The 22,780-nt window shown below is 62.7% G+C and carries 17 protein-coding genes; 11 read left to right on the top strand and 6 right to left on the bottom strand.

What is annotated here, in order from left to right; translation table 11 throughout:
• Window positions 1-143: 143 nt before the first annotated feature.
• From recC to recD, 3 genes are read left to right on the top strand one after another with little or no spacing between them, the layout of a single operon-like run.
• Window positions 144-3,602, top strand: a complete 3,459-nt coding sequence (gene recC, locus AC3Z8Y_RS02490) for an exodeoxyribonuclease V subunit gamma (protein WP_490088319.1) — start codon at window positions 144-146, stop codon at window positions 3,600-3,602.
• On the top strand, window positions 3,599-7,282 hold the full coding sequence (gene recB / locus AC3Z8Y_RS02495; protein ID WP_490088320.1) for an exodeoxyribonuclease V subunit beta: 3,684 nt from the start codon (window positions 3,599-3,601) through the stop codon (window positions 7,280-7,282). The genes recC and recB overlap by 4 nt, the downstream gene beginning before the upstream one ends.
• On the top strand, window positions 7,279-9,345 hold the full coding sequence (gene recD, locus AC3Z8Y_RS02500; protein ID WP_490088321.1) for an exodeoxyribonuclease V subunit alpha: 2,067 nt from the start codon (window positions 7,279-7,281) through the stop codon (window positions 9,343-9,345). The genes recB and recD overlap by 4 nt, the downstream gene beginning before the upstream one ends.
• Here the strand turns inward: recD and AC3Z8Y_RS02505 are convergent.
• Genes AC3Z8Y_RS02505 through AC3Z8Y_RS02520 form a run of 4 tightly spaced genes read right to left on the bottom strand, consistent with a single transcriptional unit; the run spans window position 9,323 to window position 13,628 of the window.
• Window positions 9,323-10,870, bottom strand: coding sequence for an amino acid ABC transporter permease/ATP-binding protein (locus AC3Z8Y_RS02505; RefSeq protein ID WP_490088322.1), 1,548 nt, complete (start codon window positions 10,868-10,870; stop codon window positions 9,323-9,325). The genes recD and AC3Z8Y_RS02505 overlap by 23 nt on opposite strands.
• 42 nt (window positions 10,871-10,912) lie before the next feature.
• Window positions 10,913-11,701 (bottom strand): ABC transporter substrate-binding protein, encoded by a 789-nt coding sequence (locus AC3Z8Y_RS02510; protein ID WP_490088323.1) that lies wholly within the window; start codon window positions 11,699-11,701, stop codon window positions 10,913-10,915.
• 41 nt (window positions 11,702-11,742) lie between these two features.
• Complete coding sequence (locus AC3Z8Y_RS02515; protein WP_490088324.1) at window positions 11,743-12,777, bottom strand: isopenicillin N synthase family dioxygenase; 1,035 nt, start codon at window positions 12,775-12,777, stop codon at window positions 11,743-11,745.
• A complete protein-coding gene (locus AC3Z8Y_RS02520; protein ID WP_490088325.1) occupies window positions 12,774-13,628 on the bottom strand; it encodes a sugar phosphate isomerase/epimerase family protein in 855 nt (284 codons plus the stop codon). The genes AC3Z8Y_RS02515 and AC3Z8Y_RS02520 overlap by 4 nt, the downstream gene beginning before the upstream one ends.
• A gap of 398 nt (window positions 13,629-14,026) precedes the next feature.
• Between AC3Z8Y_RS02520 and AC3Z8Y_RS02525 the strand changes: the two genes are divergently transcribed.
• The 3 genes from AC3Z8Y_RS02525 (at window position 14,027) to AC3Z8Y_RS02535 (ending at window position 15,546) form a co-directional block, all read left to right on the top strand.
• A complete protein-coding gene (locus AC3Z8Y_RS02525) occupies window positions 14,027-14,389 on the top strand; it encodes a hypothetical protein (RefSeq protein WP_490088326.1) in 363 nt (120 codons plus the stop codon).
• A gap of 167 nt (window positions 14,390-14,556) precedes the next feature.
• A complete protein-coding gene (locus AC3Z8Y_RS02530) occupies window positions 14,557-14,979 on the top strand; it encodes a hypothetical protein (protein WP_490088327.1) in 423 nt (140 codons plus the stop codon).
• A gap of 237 nt (window positions 14,980-15,216) precedes the next feature.
• Complete coding sequence (locus tag AC3Z8Y_RS02535) at window positions 15,217-15,546, top strand: hypothetical protein (protein ID WP_490088328.1); 330 nt, start codon at window positions 15,217-15,219, stop codon at window positions 15,544-15,546.
• Here AC3Z8Y_RS02535 and AC3Z8Y_RS02540 read toward each other — a convergent pair.
• Window positions 15,494-16,441, bottom strand: a complete 948-nt coding sequence (locus AC3Z8Y_RS02540; protein WP_490089917.1) for a LysR family transcriptional regulator — start codon at window positions 16,439-16,441, stop codon at window positions 15,494-15,496. The two genes, AC3Z8Y_RS02535 and AC3Z8Y_RS02540, sit on opposite strands and share 53 nt — an antisense overlap.
• A gap of 123 nt (window positions 16,442-16,564) precedes the next feature.
• Here AC3Z8Y_RS02540 and AC3Z8Y_RS02545 point away from each other — a divergent pair, with 123 nt between their 5' ends.
• Window positions 16,565-18,091, top strand: a complete 1,527-nt coding sequence (locus AC3Z8Y_RS02545) for a CoA-acylating methylmalonate-semialdehyde dehydrogenase (RefSeq protein ID WP_490088329.1) — start codon at window positions 16,565-16,567, stop codon at window positions 18,089-18,091.
• 9 nt (window positions 18,092-18,100) lie between these two features.
• Entirely contained in the window at window positions 18,101-18,988 is an 888-nt protein-coding gene (gene mmsB / locus AC3Z8Y_RS02550) for a 3-hydroxyisobutyrate dehydrogenase (protein ID WP_490088330.1), read from the top strand.
• Here mmsB and AC3Z8Y_RS02555 read toward each other — a convergent pair whose 3' ends face one another.
• Window positions 18,989-19,303 carry a putative quinol monooxygenase gene (locus AC3Z8Y_RS02555; protein ID WP_490088331.1) on the bottom strand — a complete coding sequence of 105 codons (315 nt, stop codon included), beginning with the start codon at window positions 19,301-19,303 and terminating at the stop codon, window positions 18,989-18,991. It abuts the gene before it with no gap.
• 154 nt (window positions 19,304-19,457) lie between these two features.
• On the opposite strand from AC3Z8Y_RS02555, the gene mdaB reads away from it, so the two are divergent.
• From mdaB to ggt, 3 genes are all read left to right on the top strand, one after another.
• Window positions 19,458-20,042, top strand: a complete 585-nt coding sequence (gene mdaB / locus AC3Z8Y_RS02560; protein ID WP_490088332.1) for an NADPH:quinone oxidoreductase MdaB — start codon at window positions 19,458-19,460, stop codon at window positions 20,040-20,042.
• A 20-nt stretch (window positions 20,043-20,062) separates the two neighbouring features.
• Complete coding sequence (locus tag AC3Z8Y_RS02565; protein WP_490088333.1) at window positions 20,063-20,959, top strand: LysR substrate-binding domain-containing protein; 897 nt, start codon at window positions 20,063-20,065, stop codon at window positions 20,957-20,959.
• An 81-nt stretch (window positions 20,960-21,040) separates the two neighbouring features.
• Window positions 21,041-22,708 carry a gamma-glutamyltransferase gene (gene ggt, locus AC3Z8Y_RS02570; protein ID WP_490088334.1) on the top strand — a complete coding sequence of 556 codons (1,668 nt, stop codon included), beginning with the start codon at window positions 21,041-21,043 and terminating at the stop codon, window positions 22,706-22,708.
• Window positions 22,709-22,780 lie beyond the last annotated feature (72 nt).

Here is a 22,780-nt window from a genome sequence, read left to right on the forward strand (position 1 = left end):
AGAACCCCTGATCGCCCTGCGATCGGGGGTTTTGTCTTTTCCGAGCCCCTAAAACCCCACAGCCCCGCGGCATCACACGCCTTGCGACGCAAAGGCAGTAGTGGCATCGTCTCCCTCCAATTCTTTATCTCCGGGACGGCGGAATGTCAGCAACCGAAGCCATTACACCAGGGTTCATGGTCATCCATGGCAACCGCCCCGATGACTTACGCAGCCTGGTAGTGGAGTGGATGCGGCGTTACCCGCTGCGGCCCTTGCAAAACGAAGTTGCCTTGGTACAAAGCAACGGTATCGCCCAGTGGCTGAAGATGGCCCTTGCCCAGGATCCGGAGAACGGCGGCTGTGGTATTGCTGCTGCGATAGATGTGCAGTTGCCCGGCAGCTTCATGTGGCAGCTGTACCGTGCCGTACTAGGAAGGGACCTGATCCCCGAAGTGTCGCCCTTGGACAAAGTGCCGCTTACCTGGCGGCTCATGCGCTTATTACCCTGCCTCGTGCTCAAGCCCTCATTTGAACCACTGGCGCGTTTTCTTGGCGACGACACGGACATGCGCAAGCGTTACCAGCTCGCTCAACGGCTGGCAGACCTGTATGACCAGTATCAGGTGTACCGGGCAGACTGGCTGGAGGATTGGGGCAACGGCGCGTTTCAGCTTCGCTCGGTACGAGGGGAGGCGAAGCCGCTGGCCGAGGCCAACAGATGGCAGGCTGCGTTATGGCAAGCGTTGCTTGAGGACGTAGGCCAGGAAGGTATGGCGCAAAGCCGGGCAGGCGTGCATCAGCGGTACATGGAAGTCATCACTACCGCGCAAACCCCACCGGCTGATTTGCCAGAACGGGTCATCGTCTTCGGCATATCGTCCCTGCCTGCCCAGATACTCCATGCGCTCGCCGGGCTCTCCCGCTTCACCCAAGTGCTGTTGTGTGTGCATAACCCGTGTCGTCACCATTGGGCAGACATCGTCGCCGACAAAGACCTGCTCCGCCGCGAATATCGGCGCCAACAGCGCAAGTCAGGTATGCCGCTTCAAGTAGAAGCGCAAGACCTTCACCAGCATGCGCACCCTTTGCTGGCCGCCTGGGGTAAACAAGGGCGCGACTACATCAGCCTGCTCGATGAATTCGACCAGCCGGACAGCTACCGTGGCGCATTCAGCGACGGCAAGATCGACCTCTATAGCGAGAGTGACACCCCCACCCTCCTGAGCCAATTGCAGAACGACATACTGGAACTACGGCCCTTGCGGGAAACCCGCGAGCTATGGCCTGCGGTGAACCCGGCAACAGATGACTCCATTCGTTTTCACCTGGCGCACAGCCCCCAGCGTGAAGTTGAAGTGCTGCACGATCAATTGCTGCAGCGCTTTTCCGCCAACCCGGATCTGAACCCCCGGGACGTGATCGTGATGGTGCCGGATATCAATGCCTATGCCCCACATATACGGGCAGTATTCGGCCAAGTGCCGCGGGACGACCGTCGTCACATACCCTTCACCCTCAACGACCAGGGCCAGCGCGGCCGTGAACCCTTGTTGATTGCGTTGGAGCATTTGCTGCATTTGCCAGATAGCCGATTCGCGGTCGGTGAAGTGCTAGACCTTCTCGACGTGCCAGCGTTACGGGCGCGTTTTGGTATACCCGAGCAGTCCCTGGCGATTCTCCATGGCTGGATCGAGGGCGCAGGCATTCGCTGGGGGCTGGATGCACGGCAGCGCACGGCACTGGGGCTGCCCGAAGGGATCGAGCAGAACAGCTGGCGGTTTGGCCTGCGCCGCATGCTATTGGGCTACGCGGTAGGCGGCGAAGCCGGCTTCGACGGGATAGAACCCTATGACGAAGTCGGCGGGCTGGATGCTGCTCTGGTTGGCCCGCTGTATGCGTTGGTCGATCGGCTTGACCATTGGTATCAAACCCTCGCTTCGCCCGCCGCCCCACAGGAGTGGGGTGAGCGCCTGCAGCAACTGCTGGTGGACTTCTTCCTGCCGGAGGACGAACACGCCGAGTACCTGCTTATTCAGTTGGATGAGCTGCGGGACCAGTGGCTGCAAGCTTGCGAACATGTGGAGCTGCGGGATGCCCTTCCGCTTACGGTCGTGCGTGAAGCCTGGCTGGTCGGGCTGGATCAGGGCAGCTTGAACCAGCGCTTCCTGGCGGGTTCGGTGAATTTCTGCACCTTGATGCCCATGCGTGCCATTCCCTTCGATGTGGTGTGCTTGCTGGGCATGAACGACGGCGACTATCCCCGCGCGCAGCCGCCCCTGGATTTCGACCTCATGGCTGCCGACTACCGCCCAGGCGACCGCTCGCGACGGGAAGACGACCGCTATCTACTATTGGAGGCTTTGTTGTCGGCGCGGCACCAGCTGTACATCAGTTGGGTGGGCCGTAGCATTCGCGACAACACCGAGCGCCCTCCGTCTGTACTGATCGGCCAGCTACGCGACCACCTCGCCAGCGGCTGGCGGCTTGAAGGGGAGGAAAGCAACGGCACCGAGTTGCTCCACGCGCTCACCCTGGAGCACCCGCTCCAGCCTTTCAGCGCACGGTACTTCGAGGCCGGCCACGAAGGCCTTTTCAGTTATGCGCATGAGTGGCAGCGGGTGCATGAGCCCGTGCAAGCGCCGAGCGTGGAACAACCGCTTCCGGCGTACACGCTGGATGCGCCCATCGCACCCGATGTGCTTGCCAATTTTCTTCGTAACCCCGTGAAGCATTTTTACACTCAGCGGCTGAAGATCTACTTCGAAGAGCTACAGGGCGCGCTGGATGAAGCCGAACCCTTCACCCTCGACGGCTTGCAGCATTATGGGCTGAGCCGACACCTGCTCGATGCCGCCGTGCTCGCCGGCGACAGCGAGCTGAACACGGTGCTGCAAACCCATGCCCAACGTTTGCAGGCTGCGGGGCGGCTGCCGATGGCAGGGTTCGGCGAACTGCTGCAGGCCGAATTGATTGCACCGTTGCCCGACCTGATCACACGTTACCAAGGCTTGCTGGTGCGCTGGCCACAACGGCTGGACAGCGCCCTGCCGCTTCACTTCGAAGCGCAAGGCATAGCAGTCGAAGGCTGGCTGGGCGGCGTGCACGAAGGCAGCGATGGGTCATTGCTCAGCGTGACCCTGGTCGCCAACGCCATCAACACGCGTAACGGCCGCAAATGGCCTCGCCTGATCGACACCTGGGTGCAGCACCTCATCGCCTGTGCCGAGGGCCTGCCGCTACACAGCGCTGTGGTCGCGACTGACACCACCGTGATGTTGCCGCCACTGGAGCAGTCCGTCGCCAGCGGGCACTTGGCTGGCCTCTTACAAGGCTGGCACCTGGGCATGGCGCAACCCCTACCCGTGGCTGCCCGTACCGCCTTTGCCTTCCTCGACGCCAAGGACCGGGACGCCGGAATGAAAGCCGCTCAGCTGGCCTATGACGGCAGTGATTTCGGTGCCGCCGGCGAGCGCACCCGCGACATGGCCCTGGCCCGCCAATACCCGGACTTCAACGCCCTGACTCAGGACGAAACCTTCGAAGGCTGGGTAGAGACGTTGTACCAACCCTTGCATGCCGCCCCCTGGGCAGACCTTTGCGCTCAGGAGAACAGCCGATGACGCGCCCCTTGGCATTGACCTTCCCCCTGCGCGGCAGCCAGCTGATAGAAGCCAGCGCCGGCACCGGGAAAACCTTTACCATCTCGGCGCTGTACCTGCGTTTGGTGCTCAACCATGGGGGCGAGGCCAGCGCGTTCGGGCGGGAATTGCTGCCACCGCAAATCCTGGTAGTGACCTTCACCGATGCCGCCACCAAGGAACTGCGTGACCGTATCCGCACCCGACTGGCGCAAGCGGCGCAGTTCTTTCGGGATGAGATCCCGGCGCCGGACGACCTTGTGCGGCAGCTGCGAGACGACTACCCCAACAGCCAATGGCCGGCCTGTGCAAGCAAACTGGACGCCGCGGCGCAATGGATGGACGAAGCCGCGGTGTCCACCATCCATGGTTGGTGCCAGCGCATGTTGCGCGAGCACGCCTTTGACAGCGGCAGCCTGTTCACCCAAAGCCTGGAAACCGACCACAGCGAGCTGCTGGGCGAAGTGGTGCGCGACTATTGGCGGCAATACTGCTACGGCATGGTCGGTGACACCCTCACCTGGGTGCGCGAACACTGGAAGTCGCCCACAAGCCTGTTGGCGCGCGTGCGTGCGCTGTTGAGCGGCGCGCAGCCACTGGACGAAGCCGCGCACCCGGGCCATCACATCGACAGCGGCTTGCAGCGCAGGCTGGAAGAGCTGTCTCGCATCAAGCAGCCGTGGGCGGAATGGGTGGAGCAGGTTCGCACTCTGCTGCTGCAAGGTATCGCCGATAAAGCCGTGGACGCACGCAAGCTTCAGGCGCGCTATTTCGAGCCCTGGCTGCAAGGGCTGGCAGACTGGCACGCCGATCCGAGCCTTCACACGCTGGATATCGGTAAGGGCTTTGAGCGGCTTACACCGGAAGGCATTGCCGAGGCGTGGAAAACCGACCCGCCCAACCATGAGGCCTTCGAAGCGATGCTCACCCTGCGTGAGCGCCTCAAAGGCTTGCCGGACCCAGGCGCGGACGCGCTCCAGCATGCGGCGGCGTGGATTGCGCATCGCTTCGAGCAGGAGAAGCGCCGCCGCGCCGAAATGGGCTTTGACGACATGCTGCTTCGCCTGAACGCCGCGTTGCGTGGCAGCGCCGGCGAAGCGCTGGCCGAAGTCATCCGCACGCAGTTCCCGGTGGCCTTGATCGACGAGTTTCAAGACACCGACCCGATCCAGTACACCATTTTCGAACGTATCTATCAGATCGCCGACAACCGCGCGGACCTCGGTATCTTCCTCATTGGCGATCCGAAACAGGCGATTTATGCGTTCCGCGGCGCGGATATCCACACGTACTTGCGCGCTCGCCGGGCCAGTGCCGGGCGCTTGCACAGCCTGGGTACCAATTTCCGCTCCAGCCACGCCATGGTGACAGCGGTCAACCGGGTGTTCGAGCAGGCCGAGGCGCGTGAGCAGGGGCGTGGCGCGTTTCTGTTCCGCGAAGCCGGCGACAACCCGGTGCCGTTCCTGTCGGTGGCGGCGCAGGGGCGCAAGCAGGAATGGGTAGTACAGGGCGAATCCCAGCCTGCGTTGACCTTCTGGGCGCTCGACAGTGAGAAGCCCGTAGCCAACGGTGCCTACCGTGATCAGCTGGCGCCGGCCTGCGCGAGCGAAATCGTGCGTTTGCTGGAACTGGGCAAGCGCGGGCTCTGTGGCTTTCAGGCTACGGACGGCACACTCAGCCCGCTCGCACCTGCCGATATCGCGATCCTGGTGCGCGACGGTGGTGAAGCGCGGGCGATACGGGCGCAGCTACGCGCACGAGGCGTACGCAGCGTTTACCTGTCGGATAAGGAGTCGGTATTCCACAGCCAGGAAGCACTGGATGTGCTCGCCTGGTTGCGCGCCTGCGCGGAGCCGGACGCCGATCGCTTGCTGCGCGCCGCGCTGGCAAGCGTCACCCTGGCCCGCCCTTTGTCCGAGCTGGAGGCGTTGAACCGCAACGAACTCGCCTGGGAGGCGCGGGTGATGCAGTTCCGCGAATACCGCGTGCTCTGGCGCACCCAGGGTGTACTGAGCATGCTGCGCCGCCTGCTTCACGATTTCGACATGCCTCAAACGCTCACGGCCCGAGCGGATGGGGAGCGCATACTCACCAACCTCTTGCACCTCACCGAGCTACTGCAGCAAGCCTCCACCGAGCTGGACGGCGAACAAGCGTTGATTCGGCACCTGGCGGAACGGCTGACCAGCACCCACGACGGTGGCGACGAGCAAGTAGTGCGCCTGGAAAGCGACGAGCAACTGGTGAAGGTAGTGACCATTCACAAGTCCAAGGGGCTTGAGTATCCGCTGGTATTCCTGCCCTTTGTCTGCAGCGCCCGCCCCGTCGATGGCAGCCGGCTGCCGGTGAGCTGGCACACCCCCGAGGGTGAGGTGTGCGTGTCCATGGCGCCGGATGATGCTGCCATCGCCGCCGCCGATGACGAGCGCTTGGGCGAGGACCTGCGCCTGCTCTACGTTGCCCTCACGCGGGCGCAATACGCGTGCTGGCTGGGTGTTGCCGACCTCAAGCGTGGCCGCGAAAGCCGCTCGGCGCTGCACCGTTCGGCACTGGGATATTTGCTGGGGGGCGGCCAGCCCTTGGCGGAATCCACTTCGCTCGGCGATTGGCTCGCCGCTGTGCAAGGCGGCTTGCCCGCACTGGCGGTATGCCCGGTGCCGGAAGCGACTGGCGAGATCTATGTGCCGCCGCGCAGTGAGCGCCAGCCGCGGCCGGCCCTTACCCCCGCGCGCCGGGCGGCAGAACACTGGTGGATCGCGTCCTACAGCGCCTTGCGTATCGCCGAGAATGTCGATGGTGGCCTGGCCCCCGACAGCCTGCGCGCGCAAAACCTGCTGGACGACGAACCCCTTGGCAATGCCACATCCCTGGGACCTGCCCAGGGCCCGATCCACCAGTTCCCGCGGGGCCCTCACCCTGGCACCTTCCTTCACGGGCTATTGGAGTGGGCGGCGCGCGAAGGCTTTGCCGCGCTTGCCCAGCGGCCGGCCCTGATGCGCGATACCTTGGCCCGGCGTTGCGCCACCCGCGGCTGGAGCGGCTGGATACCCACCCTTGAGCAATGGCTGGGCGGCATGCTGCAGGCGCCGCTGCCATTGGGCGACGGGCAGGAGGCTTGCCTGGCCGAGCTGGCCACGTATCGCTATGAAATGGAGTTCTGGTTCGCCAGCAGCGAGGTGGACGTTCACCGCCTCGATACCCTGGTTCGCCAGCACACCCATCACGGGGCGGCGCGCGCCGCGGCAGAAGGGGGGCGGCTCAACGGCCTGTTCAAAGGCTTCATCGACCTGTGCTTCGAACATAACGGTCGCTATTACGTGGCCGATTACAAATCCAACTGGCTGGGCCCGGACGACTCCAGTTACTCGCCGCTGGCCATGGAGGCCGCGATCCTCGAGCACCGTTACGACCTGCAATATGTGCTGTACCTGCTGGCGCTTCACAGGCAACTGAAGGCTCGCCTGCCGGGCTACGACTACGACCAGCACATAGGAGGCGCCTTGTTCATATTCCTGCGCGGTTTGAGCGCCCACACGCGAGGCGTGTATTTCAGCCGGCCACCCCGGGCGCTTATCGAGCAGCTCGACCTGCTGTTCCAGGGCCGCCTGGAAGACGCCGGCCCGGGCGAGCAGGCCGATTTGTTCCTGGGGGCTTCGGTATGAGTGACCTCACGCTTGAACAGAAAGAAACCACTTCACCGCTGGCATCCATCGATGGGCTGTTTCGTTTGCTGCGGCTGTGGGTGGAGCGAGGGTGGCTTAGGCCGCTGGATGAAGCCCTGGTACGTTTCTTCGCCGAGCGGGTGAGCACGGCCGACCCGCTGGTATTGCTCGCCGCCGCGCTCACCAGCCACCAACTGGGCCATGGCCACGTATGCCTGGACCTGGAACAAACCCTGCTGGAGCCGGATTTCGCGTTGTCCCTGCCTCCCGAGGGGGACGCCGGCCTCTCGGGTGAAGTGCTGCCCTCTCAGGTGCTCGCCACGCTCGAACTTGCCCAATGGCTACGCACCTTGAGTGCATCCACCCTGGTGGCGACGGGTGCCCTTGGCGCAGCGGATTGCCCCCTCGTACTCAATGGCAGCCGGCTGTACCTGCGCCGCTACTGGAATTACGAGCGGGCGGTAGACGGTGCGTTAAGGCAGCGCCTGGCCCAGCCTTCGGAAATTCCGGCCGACCTGGGTGAGCGCCTGGATGCGCTGTTCCCTCATCAAGCATCCATGCCGGTGGACTGGCAAAAGCTGGCCTGTGCCCTGGCTACCCGCTCGGCCCTGAGCATCATCACCGGCGGGCCGGGCACCGGCAAAACCACCACCGTGGTGCGCCTGCTGGCGTTGCTGCAAGGGCCTCGGGTCGAGGCGAACCGCCCGTTGCGCATTCGCCTCGCCGCGCCTACCGGGAAGGCCGCCGCCCGCTTGACCGAATCCATCGGCCTGCAAGTGCAGGGCCTGGACGTCGCCGAGTCGATCAAGGCGCGTATCCCCACCGATGTCACCACGGTGCACCGCTTGCTGGGTAGCCGGCCAGGCACGCGGCACTTCCGCCACCACCGGGGCAACCCTTTGCCGCTGGACGTGCTGGTGGTGGACGAAGCGTCGATGATCGACCTGGAAATGATGGCCAACCTGCTGGAGGCGCTGCCGCCAAAGGCGCGGTTGATCCTGCTGGGCGACAAGGACCAGCTCGCGTCGGTAGAGGCCGGCGCGGTGCTGGGCGACCTGTGTCGCGACGCCGAGCAGGGCTATTACACGCCAGCCACCCAGGCCTGGCTGGAAGCGATCGCCGGGCAAAGCCTCTCCGCCGCTGGCCTGCAGGAGGGTACTGACGCCGAGCATGCCCTGGCGCAACAACTGGTAATGCTCCGTTACTCCCGGCGCTTTGGCGAAGGCAGCGGCATTGGTGAGTTGGCCCGCTGCGTCAACCAGCAGCGGCCTGAAGATGCCCGGAAGGTGTTGAACGACCGTTCGCTGGAAGACATCGCCAGCTGCCGCCTGCATGGCGAGCAGGATCAGGCGCTGGAGCGCCTGTTGCTCAATGGGGCGACAAAGGGCGCCGGTGCCCGCACAGGCGGCCCCCTCGGCTATCGGCACTACCTTACCCTCGTGCAGCGCAACCGCCCCGCAGCCACCGCTTCACTTGAAGACCCTGCCTGGTTGGTATGGGCGGGGGATGTATTGCGCGCCTTCGATACGTTCCGCCTGCTATGCGCGGTGCGTAAAGGCCCCTGGGGCGTTGAGGCAATAAACCAACGGGCGACCCAGGCGCTGTACGCCGCCGGCCTGATCGAGAGCGACCACCATTGGTACGAAGGCCGCCCTGTGCTGATGACCCGCAACGACTACGGCCTGGGCTTGATGAACGGGGATATCGGCATTGCCTTGCGCTTGCCCGAAGCCGAAGGTTCGCCGCGGCTCACGCTGCGCGTAGCCTTCCCGCGCAACGACGGGCAGGGCGGTGTTCGCTTCGTATTACCCAGCCGCCTGACCGATGTGGAAACCGTGTACGCCATGACGGTGCACAAGTCCCAGGGTTCGGAATTCGAGCACACCGCGCTGGTGCTGCCCGATGCGCTGAACCCGGTGCTGACCAAGGAACTGATCTACACCGGGATCACCCGCGCCAGGCGCTGGTTCAGCCTGGTCGAGCCGCGCCCCGGGGTGTTCGAGGAAGCGGTAAAACGCAAGGTGCGCCGGCTCAGCGGGCTTATGCTCGAGCCCGCTCGCTGAGCGATGCTGGAGCTTCTTCTTCCAGCCCGATAAAGCGGCGCACCCGTTGCGCCGCTGCTTCGGTACGGATGGCCTGGGGCGAACCATCGAATGCGACCTTGCCGTTCTCCATGAAAATCACCCGGTCTGAAATAGACAAGGCGAAGTCCATTTCATGGGTCACGATCACCAGGGTCATGCCTTCGTCGGCCAGGTCGCGAATCACCTTCAACACTTCACCCACCAGCTCCGGGTCCAGCGCGGAGGTGGGCTCGTCGAACAGCATGATCTCAGGGTTCAGCGCCATGGCGCGGGCGATGGCCACGCGTTGCTGTTGGCCACCGGATAATTGTTGCGGGTACTTGTGCGCGTGGGCCAGCAAGCCAACCTTATCCAGCAAGGCCAGGGCCCGGCGCTCGCTCGCGGCCTTGGGCTCGCCATGGTAGCGCGGCGCCAAGGTGACGTTATCCAGCAAGGTGCGGTGCGGGAACAGGTTAAAATTCTGGAACACCATGCCGATGCGCCGAATACCCTGGCGCACCCTGGCGGTGTTGGGCTTGTCCCCGGCGTTGATATAGCTCTCCCCAAACAGCACGACTTCGCCCTGCTCGATGCTCTCTAGCGCGTTGACGGTGCGGATCAGCGAGGTTTTCCCTGAACCCGACGGGCCGATGATGGAAATCACCTCGCCAGCGGCGACGGTCAGGTCGATGCCCTTGAGCACCTCATGTTCGCCATAACGCTTGTGCAGGTTGCGCAGCTGAAGGGCCGGCGCCGCGCCGCGGGCAGGCACCGATTCGCTTGGGCGCGTGGCCGCCGCTGGTGCGCTGCGAAGCTGGGCAAGGGCGTGTTCGTTCAAGGTTGCAGGCGTGCGGCGGTTGAGGTCCAGCGAGCGCTCCAGCCACTGCAGCAGCCAGCCGAATACTGTCACGATCAGCACGTAATACGCGCCAACGGCAGCCAGGGTTTCCATCACCAGGAAGTTTTGCGCATACAGCCGCTGGCCAACGGTGAGCAACTCGGTGAGGGAAATCACCGACACCAGCGAGGTCAACTTCACCACGGTGATGTATTCGTTGATCAGCGTGGGCAGCGAGATACGAAACGCCTGCGGAATCACGATCAGCCGCTGCAGGCCCACGGTGTCGATGCCCAGCGCGCGGCCGGCTTCCCGTTGGCCCTTGAGCACCGAGATAAGCCCGCCACGGTGAATCTCCGCCATGTAGGCCGCCTCGGTCACCACCAGGGCGAACAAGCCGGAATAGAATGGGTTGGACAGCACCGCGCCGGTGGCCGGGAACAGCTGGGGCAGGTTGTACACAAACACCACCAGCACCAGCAGTGGAATACTGCGGAAAAACCAGATGTAGGCGCTGGCCGGCAGGCGCAGGAGCCGCGATGTCGACAGCTTAGCCGACGCCAGCAAGAAGCCCAGTATCATCCCCAGGAACCACGCCAGGGCGCTCAACGCGATGACTGTGACGCAGGCTTTCCAGAAGTCCGCCATGGAAAACAGCGAAACAAAATAACTCCAGTCGAATTGCATAGGCACCTCAGGCGCCGCCCCCGGAAGGGCGGCTGATAAACATCAGTTAACCGCTTCCAGGTCGTACTTCTTCAGGATGGCGTCGTACTCGCCGTTCTGCTTGCTGGCCTTCACCGCTTCCAGCAAGGCGGCATAGGTATCGGCGTTGCCCTTTTTCACGTAGATGCCCAGGGTTTGCGGGTACACCAGTTTTTCCGAAGTCACGATCACGCGGCCGTTGGTGCGCTGGGCGATCATGTGCGCCGCGCCAGCGATCTCCACTTGTGCCTGCACGTTCTTGGAGAGCAAGGCCTGGGTCACCTCGGGTGCCGACGGGAACTCGCTCACGGTGATCTCGCCTTTCTTGTTCGGCACGCAGTAGCTGGTGGACAACTCACGGAATTTCGCCACCCAGGTGGTGCCTTGCTCAAGGCCGATATTCAGGCCGCAGAGGTCTTCCGGCGTTTTCGGGCTGAGCTCGCTGCCCTTGGGCACCATGATCGCCGCGCCGGTGTTGGCGTACGGGATCGCCTGCGCCTGTGCTTCGCGCTCGGGTGTGATGTACATCCCGGAAATGATCGCGTCGTAGTGCCCAGCATTAAGGCCGTTGATCAGGTTGGGGAATTTGGTGTCCACAAAGTCCGCCTTGCTGCCCATGGCTTTGGCGAGGGAGTGCGCCAGCTCCGGGTCCGAGCCCACCACTTGCTTGTTGGCATCGTAGGATTCGAACGGCGGGTAAGTGATCTCCATCCCCACCTTCAACACGCCGGGGGTGGTGGTAGGTGCGGCGAAGGTTGCAGTAGCGCACAGCAGGCCGGCGGCAAGCAGGCCGAAGCGGGTGGTGTAATGCATGGGCGAAGGCTCCTGAAGTTTTTGATGTAAGTGCTGGGCGATCACAACGCGGCTGCCTGATTTTTCAGGTGGCCGAAACTGGCGGGCTTGCGCGCATGGGTAGGCAACTGCAACTCCCCAGCCGCCACTTTGCGCCGCAGGTATTGATAGGTTTGCAGGGCCTGGCCCCACATGTGCTCCCCAATGGGCAGGGCTTCATAGTGCTGCTCGCCCTTGGCGAAGCTGGGCAGCGGGGCGATCTGGGTGTGGTAATCGCACGCATAGAACAGCGGGAAGGCATAGCGTTCGGCCGCGACCTTGCGCACCCGGTGGGCGGTGGCCACAAAGGTGCCCGCGGTCATCACTTCCAGCATGTCGCCGATGTTCACCACAAAGGCGCCCGGGTGTGGCGGCGCGTCGACCCATTCGTTCTGGTCGTTCATCACCTCCAGCCCTGGCTGATCGGCATGCAGGATGGTGAAGCACTCGTAGTCGGTATGCGCGCCGATGCCGGGCGCATCCACCCGTCGTGCATCGAAGGGGTAGTGAATCAGCCGCAGCTTGGACGGCGGCCGGCTGACCATGGGCGCGAAGTAATCCTCTGGCAGGCCGAGCGCCAGGGCGAAGCCACTGAACAGCTTGCTGCCCAGTGCAAACACTGCGGCATAGTAGGCTTGCACCGCTTTCTTGAAGCCCGGCACCTCCGGCCAATGGTTCGGCCCCAGCAGCGGCGTGCGGGCCAGGTACAGCGGGTCGTTTGCGGGCACTTCGAAGCCGATATCGAACGCTTCCTTGTGATCCGGCTCGCCCTCGCCGTACACCTCTTCGCCTTTGGGCACGAAGCCCTTGTGGCTCTCGGAGGTGCCGATGTAATGCTTCATCTTCGCGTCCAGCGGCTGGGCGAAATACGCCTTGGCTGCGTTCTGCAGGCCTTCGATCAGCGCCGGGTCGATGCCGTGACCCGTGATGTACAGAAAGCCCACTTCACTGGCGGCGCGGCCCAATTGCTCGGCTACGGCCAGGCGGTGCTCCAGCTCCACGCTGAACAGGCCGGCGATGTTTACCACGGGAATGCTGCTGAAATTGGCGTTGCTCATGCCGCCTGGCCCTCGCTGAGGAAACGTTGGAAGTGCGCGCGTTCGGTGTTGGCCATCCACTGGTTCAAACCCCAGAGGTCGGCCACCGGCACGTTGGTGAAAGGCAAATGATGCAAGTAGCCGTCCGCGCCAAATTCGGGCGTGAGGGTAGTAACCGCTTGGCCACGCGCTTGCTGCGCGCGCCATACCGCTTCCCAATGGCCTTGATGAAAGGCCAACGCTTCGGCGTATTCGGGCGCGCCGGGGTGCGGCACCTGGGGGCCTTGGTCGTAGCCCACCCGGGCTTGAATGTGCGCCACGCGCTCCACGAACGGGGAAAGGTCATCGGCCGGGTCGTTCAACAAGCGCTCGCAACACACTATCCAGTGGCTGATATCGCTGGTGAAGCGCAGCGCCGGCAGCTGGCGAATGAGTTCGAGGGTGACCCAAGGGTTGAACAACGACCGCGCGCGGTGGGTTTCCACCAGCACCGGCACGCCTTGTTGGCTGGCGAGCGCCAGCAGCTCGCCGAAGAAGTCGACTTGCTGCGCCAGCGGCCAACGGTCGTTGCCGGCCAGCACATTTACAAAGCGCGGCGCCAGCTCATTGGCCCAGTCCAGCTTGCGTTGAAGGTCTTCCAGGTGTTCAGAGGGCGGCGCGCTTTGCTCGGGCAGCACGTCGTAGGCGGTGAACACCGTAGCGATATAAGGCACGCCATTGCTGGCAAGAAACGCCGCGAATTCCCGCCGCTCGGCTGCGTCCAACGGCAGCCTTGCTTCAATACCGTCGAACCCCGCCGCCAGCAGCTCCTCCAGCGCCTGGGCCTTGCTGGCCCTGTAACCCCAGAGTGATCGGAAAATCTCCAGTTGCATCGGTGCCCCCTCGGCGCGCAGCTACGTAATGCCCCCGGCGTAGCCGAAAGCAATGAAGGGCAGTAGCAAGCGTGAACCGAGGCCGGGCCTCTGACGGGCCCGTTCCGATGCGCCGATGGTAGGCAGCACGCAGCGGCGGGTTGAATAGGCTGCGGCAAATCATTAGTTCAGGGATTTGTGAAGTGAATGCCGGCTGACAGGGTGGCCGCTGACGGCGCCGGGCGCGCTTATGCCGCCAACGCGTTCCTGTGGGAGCTGGCGAAGCCTGCGAATAGGATGCAAACCAGACCCAGCCTACGCACGCTTCGGATATGGCTGATAGCGAACGCTCGGAGGTACCCCCTACGCTGGGTTATTAGCACCGGCAGAGGCCATGCCGAGATTGGCATGGAAGGGTTATGCGCGTTAAAGGGGACTCTCTAAAAAAAATCGCAATACAGATTTTCCTGATGATGCCGGGGCCAGCCTTGATCCTGGGAATGATCTTTTGTTTGATTGCCACCGATGATCATAGAGACGAAGGCGTAACTGCTACGTATACGAGTGAAGGCGGTAAGTACATCGCCGAGGTTTATTGGGATGTTGGAGGGGGAGGCGTGTTCAGCTATTGCTTTGATGGGGTGCGGATTCAGGTAAAAGAAGATCTAAATGCTGTTCCAGATCGTGTTTTCTACGAGTACTGCCCAATTCTAGGGTTGGAGGTTAAAGATTCCGTAGAGTGGTTAAACGACCACACCCTGCATATTTATCCACGCGGTTAACTTCGAGGCAGTTAAGCCAGCCAGTGAAGTTTCCTACAGAATCTTCGGAAGCCAGCTGATATCCGCTTGCAGCGTGCAGGGTTAACCTTGGTCCGGGTTTACACGAAGGTGGGGTTAGCGCCTGATCCAGGTGCAGCTAGGGGGCGTGGTTGATAGTTAAGTCAGTAATGAAGAAGTTGCTTAGAAGGGCGGCGGCGGGTGTTGTTTGTTTTTTTATAATTGGGGCGGGTTTCCGGCTAATGTTCCAGAGCCCCGAATATGTAGTGCTGAAAGAGTATGAGAGTCCCGATGGTGAGCATCTGGCAGAGCTTTCTTATGCCGCATGGGGCGGTTGGGGTTATACCTACTGTTTTGAAAAGGTAACGGTGCGACAGATTGGAGGCGGTCCAGCACTGGGCGATCCTTCAGAAATCTATAGCGGGGCTTGCTATGGACGGAAGCCGACAGATGACCCTTTTGTTAAGTGGAACGATGCTGGGTCGCTTCAGATAACGCTTTACGTTGCCAGGCTCGAGGGTGAGAGGTATCGCTTCTGGCCTCATGCTATGCCCAATGGTCTGAACGCAGCCCTGAAACTCACGCTGGAGTAATGCTTACAGCCCGTCGCTCCGTCACCGTAACAACTGCCTCCGTTCATCCAAGGCGCACAAGGTCACGGCAGGCTCATCACCCACGTGCCAGAGCGCCCGAGTGCCCCAGCCCCTTACGGCCTGCGAACACAAGCCCAACCCCCCAATGCGATGCACTCATCAGGTTTGTCAAAACCCCCCTATCCATGACCGATGGCCCGGGGCTACTATCGGCTATCCATCCATGGAGGGTCCGGTATGAATACGTATGACGCAAAGCATTTAAGGCTGCTGAAGCTGATTGCCGCTGGAGATTGGCATTCCATTGCCATCACAGACCTTGAGGAGCTAAGGACGCTCTCGGTCTGCGGGTACATCGAAGTAAGCTCCAGCCGCAGCGACAGCCATAACATTACCCTGCTCGCCGAGGGGCTGAATTACCTGGGCCATCTGCTGAAGCTCGAAGTGATGGGCAGCGCAGGGGCGTCCCAATCCAGCCCCGTCTTCCAGCCCTTGGCGTCGTCGATCAGGGCAATCAATCAACCTTCCGAAGCACCTGCGCCTCGCCCAGCAAAAGCGGGCGGTTGAGCTCAGTCTGTGCCCTGATGTAATCCCACAGCAGGGTAATGCGCTTGAGCTTGCGCAGGTCTTCCCGGCAGTACATCCAGAACTGCCGGGTCAGCTCCACCTTTTCCGGTAACACCGGCACTAGTTCCGGCGCTTCGGCGGCGAGGAAGCAGGGCAGTATCGCCAGCCCATGCCCTTGGCGCGCGGCGACCATCTGCGCGACCACGCTGGTGCTGCGCAGCCTTGCGCTGGCGGCGGGGAGGAGGTGGCTGAGGTAAAGCAGTTCGGAGCTGAAGGCCAGATCGTCCACGTAGCTTACGAACGGATGATCCGGCAGCTGTGCCACATCGGTGATGGGCGCGTGCCGGGCGAGGTAGTCGGCGGTGGCGTACAGGCGCAGGCGGTAGTCGGTGAGTTTGCAGCACACATACGGCCCATGCTCCGGGCGCTCCAGAGCGATCACGATATCCGCTTCGCGCTTGGACAGGCTGATGAAGTGAGGTAGCGGCAATATGTCCACCGAAATGGCCGGGTATTGCTCCACGAACTCGCTCAGTAGCGGTGTGATGAAAAAGCTGCCGAAGCCTTCGGTGCAGCCCATGCGTACATGGCCGGAGGGCGCCAGGCCAGAGCCGGTGACTTGTTCACAGGCCATGTGCAGCGTGCTTTCGATGGCCTCGGCGTAGCCCAGCAACCGCTGCCCTTCGTTGGTAAGGCTGAAGCCACTGGTGCGGGATTTTTCGAACAGCAGCGTGCCGAGCGATGTTTCCAGCGCGGTGATGCGCCGGGACACGGTGGTGTAGTCCACCCCGAGCCGCTTGGCCGCGCTGCTGGCCTTGCGCAGCCGGGCCACCTCAAGGAAAAACTTCAGGTCATCCCAGTTCAGCCCTGCCAGCGACGTGATGTGTTTCTGCATGATGATCCGGCTTATATCCGCATTCTTGTTGGAAGTTTGCATACCTATACTGGATGCAGGCATTCCCTGCCAGCGCAGAATCGAGCGCTGATCGCGAACAACAACAATCACGCGGAGGTTTATATGAATGCGCCCCTTCCAGGCGAAAGCACTCGGGTCGCCACGGTCAAGCTGTTGATCGACGGCCAATGGATCGAATCCCAATCCGCTCAATGGCAAGACGTGGTTAACCCGGCGACTCAGGAAGTACTGGCGCGCGTGCCCTTTGCTACCGTTGCTGAGGTCGATGCAGCGGTCAGTGCCGCGCAGCAGGCCTTTCTCGAATGGCGCAATACGCCCATTGGCGCGCGCATGCGCATCATGCTCAAGCTGCAGGCGCTGATCCGCGAGCACAGCAAACGCATTGCCGCCGTGCTCAGCGCCGAGCAGGGCAAAACCCTGGCTGACGCCGAGGGCGATATTTTCCGCGGGCTGGAAGTGGTGGAGCATGCGTGCTCGGTGGGCAGCCTGCAGATGGGCGAATTCGCCGAAAACGTGGCCGGCGGTGTGGATACCTACACCCTTCGCCAGCCCATCGGCGTGTGCGCGGGCATTACCCCGTTCAACTTCCCGGCCATGATCCCGCTGTGGATGTTCCCCATGGCCATCGTGTGCGGCAACACCTTTGTGCTCAAGCCCTCCGAGCAGGACCCGCTCTCTACCATGGAGCTGGTGAAGCTTGCCCTGGAGGCGGGCGTGCCGGCGGGCGTGCTGAACGTGGTGCACGGTGGCAAGGAAGTGGTGGATGCCATTTGTACCCACCCTACGATTAAAGCCATTTCGTTCGTGGGCTCCACGGCCGTGGGCACCCATGTGTACAACCTGGCCGGCGAGCATGGCAAACGCGTGCAAGCGATGATGGGCGCGAAAAACCACGCCGTGGTGCTGCCGGACGCCAACCGCGAGCAAACCCTCAATGCTTTGGTGGGCGCCGCGTTTGGCGCCGCCGGGCAGCGCTGCATGGCTACTTCGGTGGCGGTGATGGTGGGCAGCAGCCGGGAATGGATACCGGACCTAAAGGCACTGGCCGAGCGCCTGAAGGTGAACGCCGGCAGCGAGCCGGGCACCGACGTTGGCCCGGTGATCTCACCACGGGCCAAAGCGCGAGTGGAAGAGCTGATCGCCAGCGGCGTGGAACAAGGCGCGCGGCTGGAACTGGATGGGCGCAACGTGAGCGTGCCGGGCTATGAGCAAGGCAACTTCGTAGGGCCAACCCTGTTTACCGGCGTGACCACCGACATGCGCATCTACACCGAGGAAATCTTCGGTCCGGTGCTGGTGGTGCTGGAAGTGGACACCCTCGACGAAGCCATCGCCCTGGTGAACCGCAACCCGTTTGGCAACGGCACGGGGTTGTTCACCCAAAGCGGCGCGGCGGCACGCAAGTTCCAAAGCGAAATCGACGTGGGCCAGGTGGGCATCAATATCCCGATCCCCGTACCGGTGCCGTTCTTCAGCTTCACCGGCTCGCGCGGTTCCAAGCTGGGCGACCTAGGGCCGTACGGCAAACAGGTGGTGCAGTTCTACACCCAAACCAAGACGGTCACCGCACGGTGGTTCGACGACGCCAGCGTGAACACCGGCGTGAACACCACCATCCATTTGCGCTAGGAGCCAGCCATGAAAATCGCGTTTATCGGTTTGGGCAACATGGGTGCGCCCATGGCGCGCAACCTGATCAAGGCAGGGCACAGCCTGCTGCTGTTCGACCTTAACCAAGGCGTGTTGGCTGAGCTAGGGGCGCTGGGGGCCGAAGTGGCCACCTCGCCTCGCGAGGCCGCGCAACAGGCCGAGCTGGTGATCACCATGCTCCCGGCCGCGGCTCACGTACGCGCGGTGTTCGAGCAGGAAGACGGCGTGCTGGCGGGTATTCGCGCCGGTACGCCGGTGGTGGACTGCAGCACCATCGACCCGCAAACCGCAAGGGACATGCATGCCGCCGCCGCGCGGCAGGGCGTGGACTTCGCCGATGCGCCGGTGTCTGGCGGCACGGGTGGCGCTCAGGTGGGCACGCTCACCTTTATGGTGGGCGCCAGCGAAGCGCTGTTCGCCACGCTGCAGCCGGTGCTGGCGCAGATGGGCAAGAACATCGTGCACTGCGGTGAGGTAGGCACCGGCCAGGTGGCGAAGATCTGCAACAACATGCTGTTAGGCATCTCCATGATCGGCGTGGCGGAAGCCATGGCGCTGGGCAACGCCTTGGGCATCGACACCAAGGTGCTGGCAGGCGTGATCAACAGCTCCACTGGCCGTTGCTGGAGTTCGGACACCTATAACCCTTGGCCCGGCATCGTGGAAACGGCGCCGGCCAGCCGTGGCTACAGCGGTGGCTTCGGCGCCCGGCTGATGCTCAAGGACCTGGGCCTGGCCACGGAGGCGGCCAAGCAGGCCAACCAGCCCGTGGTAATGGGCGCGCTGGCCCAACAGCTGTATCAGGCCATGAACCTGCGTGGCGACGGCGGGCTGGATTTCTCCGCCATCGTGCAGGGGTATCGCGCCGCCGAATGATTACCGAAGCGCGGACGACGGGCTAAGCATGCGGATACGCTGAACCTCGAAGTCCCGCTCCAGGTAATCCATGCGAACGTCGGAAAAAGCCTTCATGTGGGGCAGGGCGGAGTGCACATCCAGCGCCGCCTTGCTCGCCCACACCTCATAGAACACGAACAAGCTCGGGTCTTCTTCGTCCTGCAGCATGTGGTATTCGATGCAGCCGGGCTCCTCGCGGCTTCCCGCTACATGTTCAAGAAACATCGCCTTGAACGCTTCCGCCTTTTCGGGGCGGGTTTTGGCCTTGAGAATGAAACCGTAAGCGTCGCTCATCGCGGTCCTCCTGTTTGAATTGACACTAGCCTAGCGCAAAGATGGGGCGTGGATTGTTGCGTTGAGGGAACAAGCGATTTGCGCCTGCGTGGGTGGTTTTCAGGGTGCTGGATGGGTAGGCTGCGCCGCATTCGACACTTATGAGGGCTAGCCCATGAATATCCTGCTACTCAACGGCGGCAAACAGTTCGCTCATTCCGCCGGCCGCTACAACGAAACCCTGCACGATGCCGCGCTGGCCTGGCTCGATCATGCCGGCCATGACGTGAAAGACACCTTCATCGACGGCGGCTATGACATTGCCGCCGAGGTAGAAAAATACCTCTGGGCCGATGTGGTCATCTATCAAATGCCCGGCTGGTGGATGGGAGCCCCGTGGACGGTGAAGCAATACATTGACGAGGTATTCACCCAAGGTCATGGCAGCTTGTACGCCAACGACGGCCGTACCCGCTCCGACGCTTCCCAGCGCTACGGCAGCGGTGGCCTGCTGCACGGCAAGTGCTACATGATTTCCGCCACCTGGAACGCGCCGCAGCAAGCTTTTGATGACCCGGCCGATTTCTTCGAAGGCAAAGGCGTGGATGCAGTGTACTTCCCGTTCCACAAAGCCAATGAGTTCCTCGGCATGACAGCCCTGCCGACCTTCCTGGCAGTGGATGTGATGAAACGGCCCACTATCGAAGCCGACGTAGCGCGCTATCAACAGCACCTGGAGACTGTGCTAAAAGGGCTGTGAATTCCCCCAGAGCCCTGCATGTGAAAGCGCGATCAGACGAACTGCAACTCTTTATCGCGGTAATCGAAGGCGGCTCCATTTCGGCCGCCGCCGAGCAGGCCGGGCAGTCGCCCTCAGCGGTAAGCCGTACCCTGGCGCGGCTCGAAACCAAGCTGGGTACTACGCTGATCAACCGCACCACGCGGCGCATGAGCCTGACCGAAGAGGGCAAGTATTTCTTCGAGCGGGCCAAGGCCATTCTTCAGGACATGGAAGCGCTGGAGGAGCACCTCGCCGTTCGCCAGCAGGCGCCCTCGGGGCGGTTGCGCATCAACGCCGCTTCGCCGTTCATGTTGCATGCCGTCGTTCCGTACGTGGCCGAGTTTCGCCAGCGCTACCCGGATATCTTCCTCGAGCTGAACACCAATGACCTGATCATTGACCTGCTCGAGGAAAATACCGACGTGGCGATCCGCATCGGCACCCTGGCGGATTCCACCCTGCATGCCCGCCCCTTGGGCAGCAGCCCGTTGAACATATTGGCCAGCCCGGCTTACCTGGCGCGTCGCGGTACGCCCGAGCATGTGGAGGACCTTGCCCATCACACCCTGCTGGGCTTTACCCGCAACGAAGGCTTGAACCAATGGCCGCTGCGCCATGCCGGTGGCGACCGTTTGCCGATCGACCCGGCGGTGGCGGCTTCCAGTGGCGACACCTTGCGAGAGCTAGCCTTGGCGGGCGAGGGCATTGTGTGCCTGTCTCACTTCATGACCCACCATGACATTCACGAAGGCAGGTTGCAGGTGGTGCTGGCCGGGTTCAATACCGGCTACCGCCAACCGATCCACGCGGTGTACTACCGCAACCCCCAGCTTGCGCTGCGGATTCAGTGCTTCCTGGATTTCATTCAAGAGAAGCTCAAGGTGTACGCGCAATAACGCCCGGCACGCTGCGCTTTTTGCCGAGGTGGCATTTATAGGCCTTAATTGAGGGCGGATACCTCATTACAAGGACAACCGATGCGCCTCGTACTTTGCAAAACCCTGGTCGCCACCGCTGTGTTGGTGGCGTCGAGCAGCAGCTGGGCCAGCGCCCTGCCGGCCGGCGCGGTGGCGTCACCGGACCGCTACGGGGCCGAGGTCGCCGAAGCGATCCTCAAGCAAGGCGGCAATGCCGTGGACGCCGCAGTGGCCACCGCCTTCACGCTCGCTGTCACTTACCCGGAGGCCGGCAACCTGGGCGGCGGGGGCTTCATGACGTTGTACGTGAAGGGCAAGCCGTACTTCCTCGACTACCGCGAAACGGCGCCGAAGGCGGCTACCAAGGACATGTACCTGGACGCCAAGGGCGAAGTGGTGCCGGATCTGAGCTTGGTGGGCGCCCGGGCCGCCGGCGTGCCGGGCACCGTGATGGGCCTGTGGGAGGCGCACAAACGCTTCGGCAAGCTGCCGTGGTCTGAACTGCTTACCCCGGCCATCGGTTACGCCAAGCGCGGGTTTATCGTGGCGCAGGAGCAGTACCAGTACCGCGAAGACGCCCTCGGCTTGTTCAAGAGCAGCACCAATTTCCCGCAGTACTTCGGCAGCATGAAAGTGGGCGAACGCTTCACCCAGCCCGAGCTGGCGCAAACCCTCGAGCGCATTGCCGATAAAGGCGTGAGCGAGTTCTACCAGGGCAAAACCGCGCAGTTGCTGGTTGCCCAGATGCAGCACGACAAGGGCCTGATCACCGCGGCAGACCTCAAAGGTTACAAGGCCCGCTGGCGTGAACCCCTGCGCATCGACTGGCGCGGCAATGCCATCTACACCGCGCCGCTGCCGAGTTCAGGCGGCATCGCGCTGGCGCAACTGTTGGGGATCAAGGAACGCCGCAGCAGTGACTTCAATGGCGTACCGCTGAACTCAGCCCGCTATATCCACTTATTAGCGGAAATCGAGAAGCGCGTGTTCGCCGACCGCGCGGATTACCTCGGCGACCCGGACTTCAACAAGGTGCCGGTGGGCATGCTCACCGCCCCGGCCTACCTCGACAAACGCGCCGCGGAGATCAACCCCAAGGCTATTTCACCTACCGAGCAGGTTCGCCCGGGCTTGGAAACGCACCAGACCACGCACTTCTCGATCATCGACAAGGACGGCAACGCGGTCAGCAATACCTACACGCTCAACTTCGACTACGGCAGCGGCGTGGTGGTGACGGGCGCAGGCTTCCTGCTCAACGACGAGATGGACGACTTCAGCGCCAAGCCTGGCGTGGCCAATGGGTTTGGTGTGGTGGGCAGTGACGCCAACGCCATCGCGCCCGGCAAGCGGATGCTCTCGTCCATGAGCCCGACCATCGTGACCCGCGATGGCAAGGTGACGTTGGTGGTCGGCACACCCGGTGGCTCGCGGATCTTCACCAGCGTGTTCCAGGTTTTGAACAACCTTTACGACTATCACCTTACCCCGGTGGAAGCCGTGACCGTGCAGCGCGTGCACCACCAGTTGCTGCCCAAGGACACGATCTACTACGACGCCATGGCGCCGCTCACCGGTGAAGTGGCGGATGACCTGAAAAAGATGGGCTACACCCTGGAAGATCAGGGCTGGCTGATGGGGAACATACAGATGATCCGGGTGGAGAACGGCCAGCTGGAAACAGCGTCCGACCCGCGCGGGCGTGGGGAAGGGAGGGTGGTGCAGTAAGCGATACCTGTTGCACCGGCTACTTGTGGGAAGCGGGCGAAGCTCGCGAATTGGCTGATATGCCCATTCGCG

This window comes from Pseudomonas sp. 3MAES_34.3B (genome assembly GCF_058145875.1).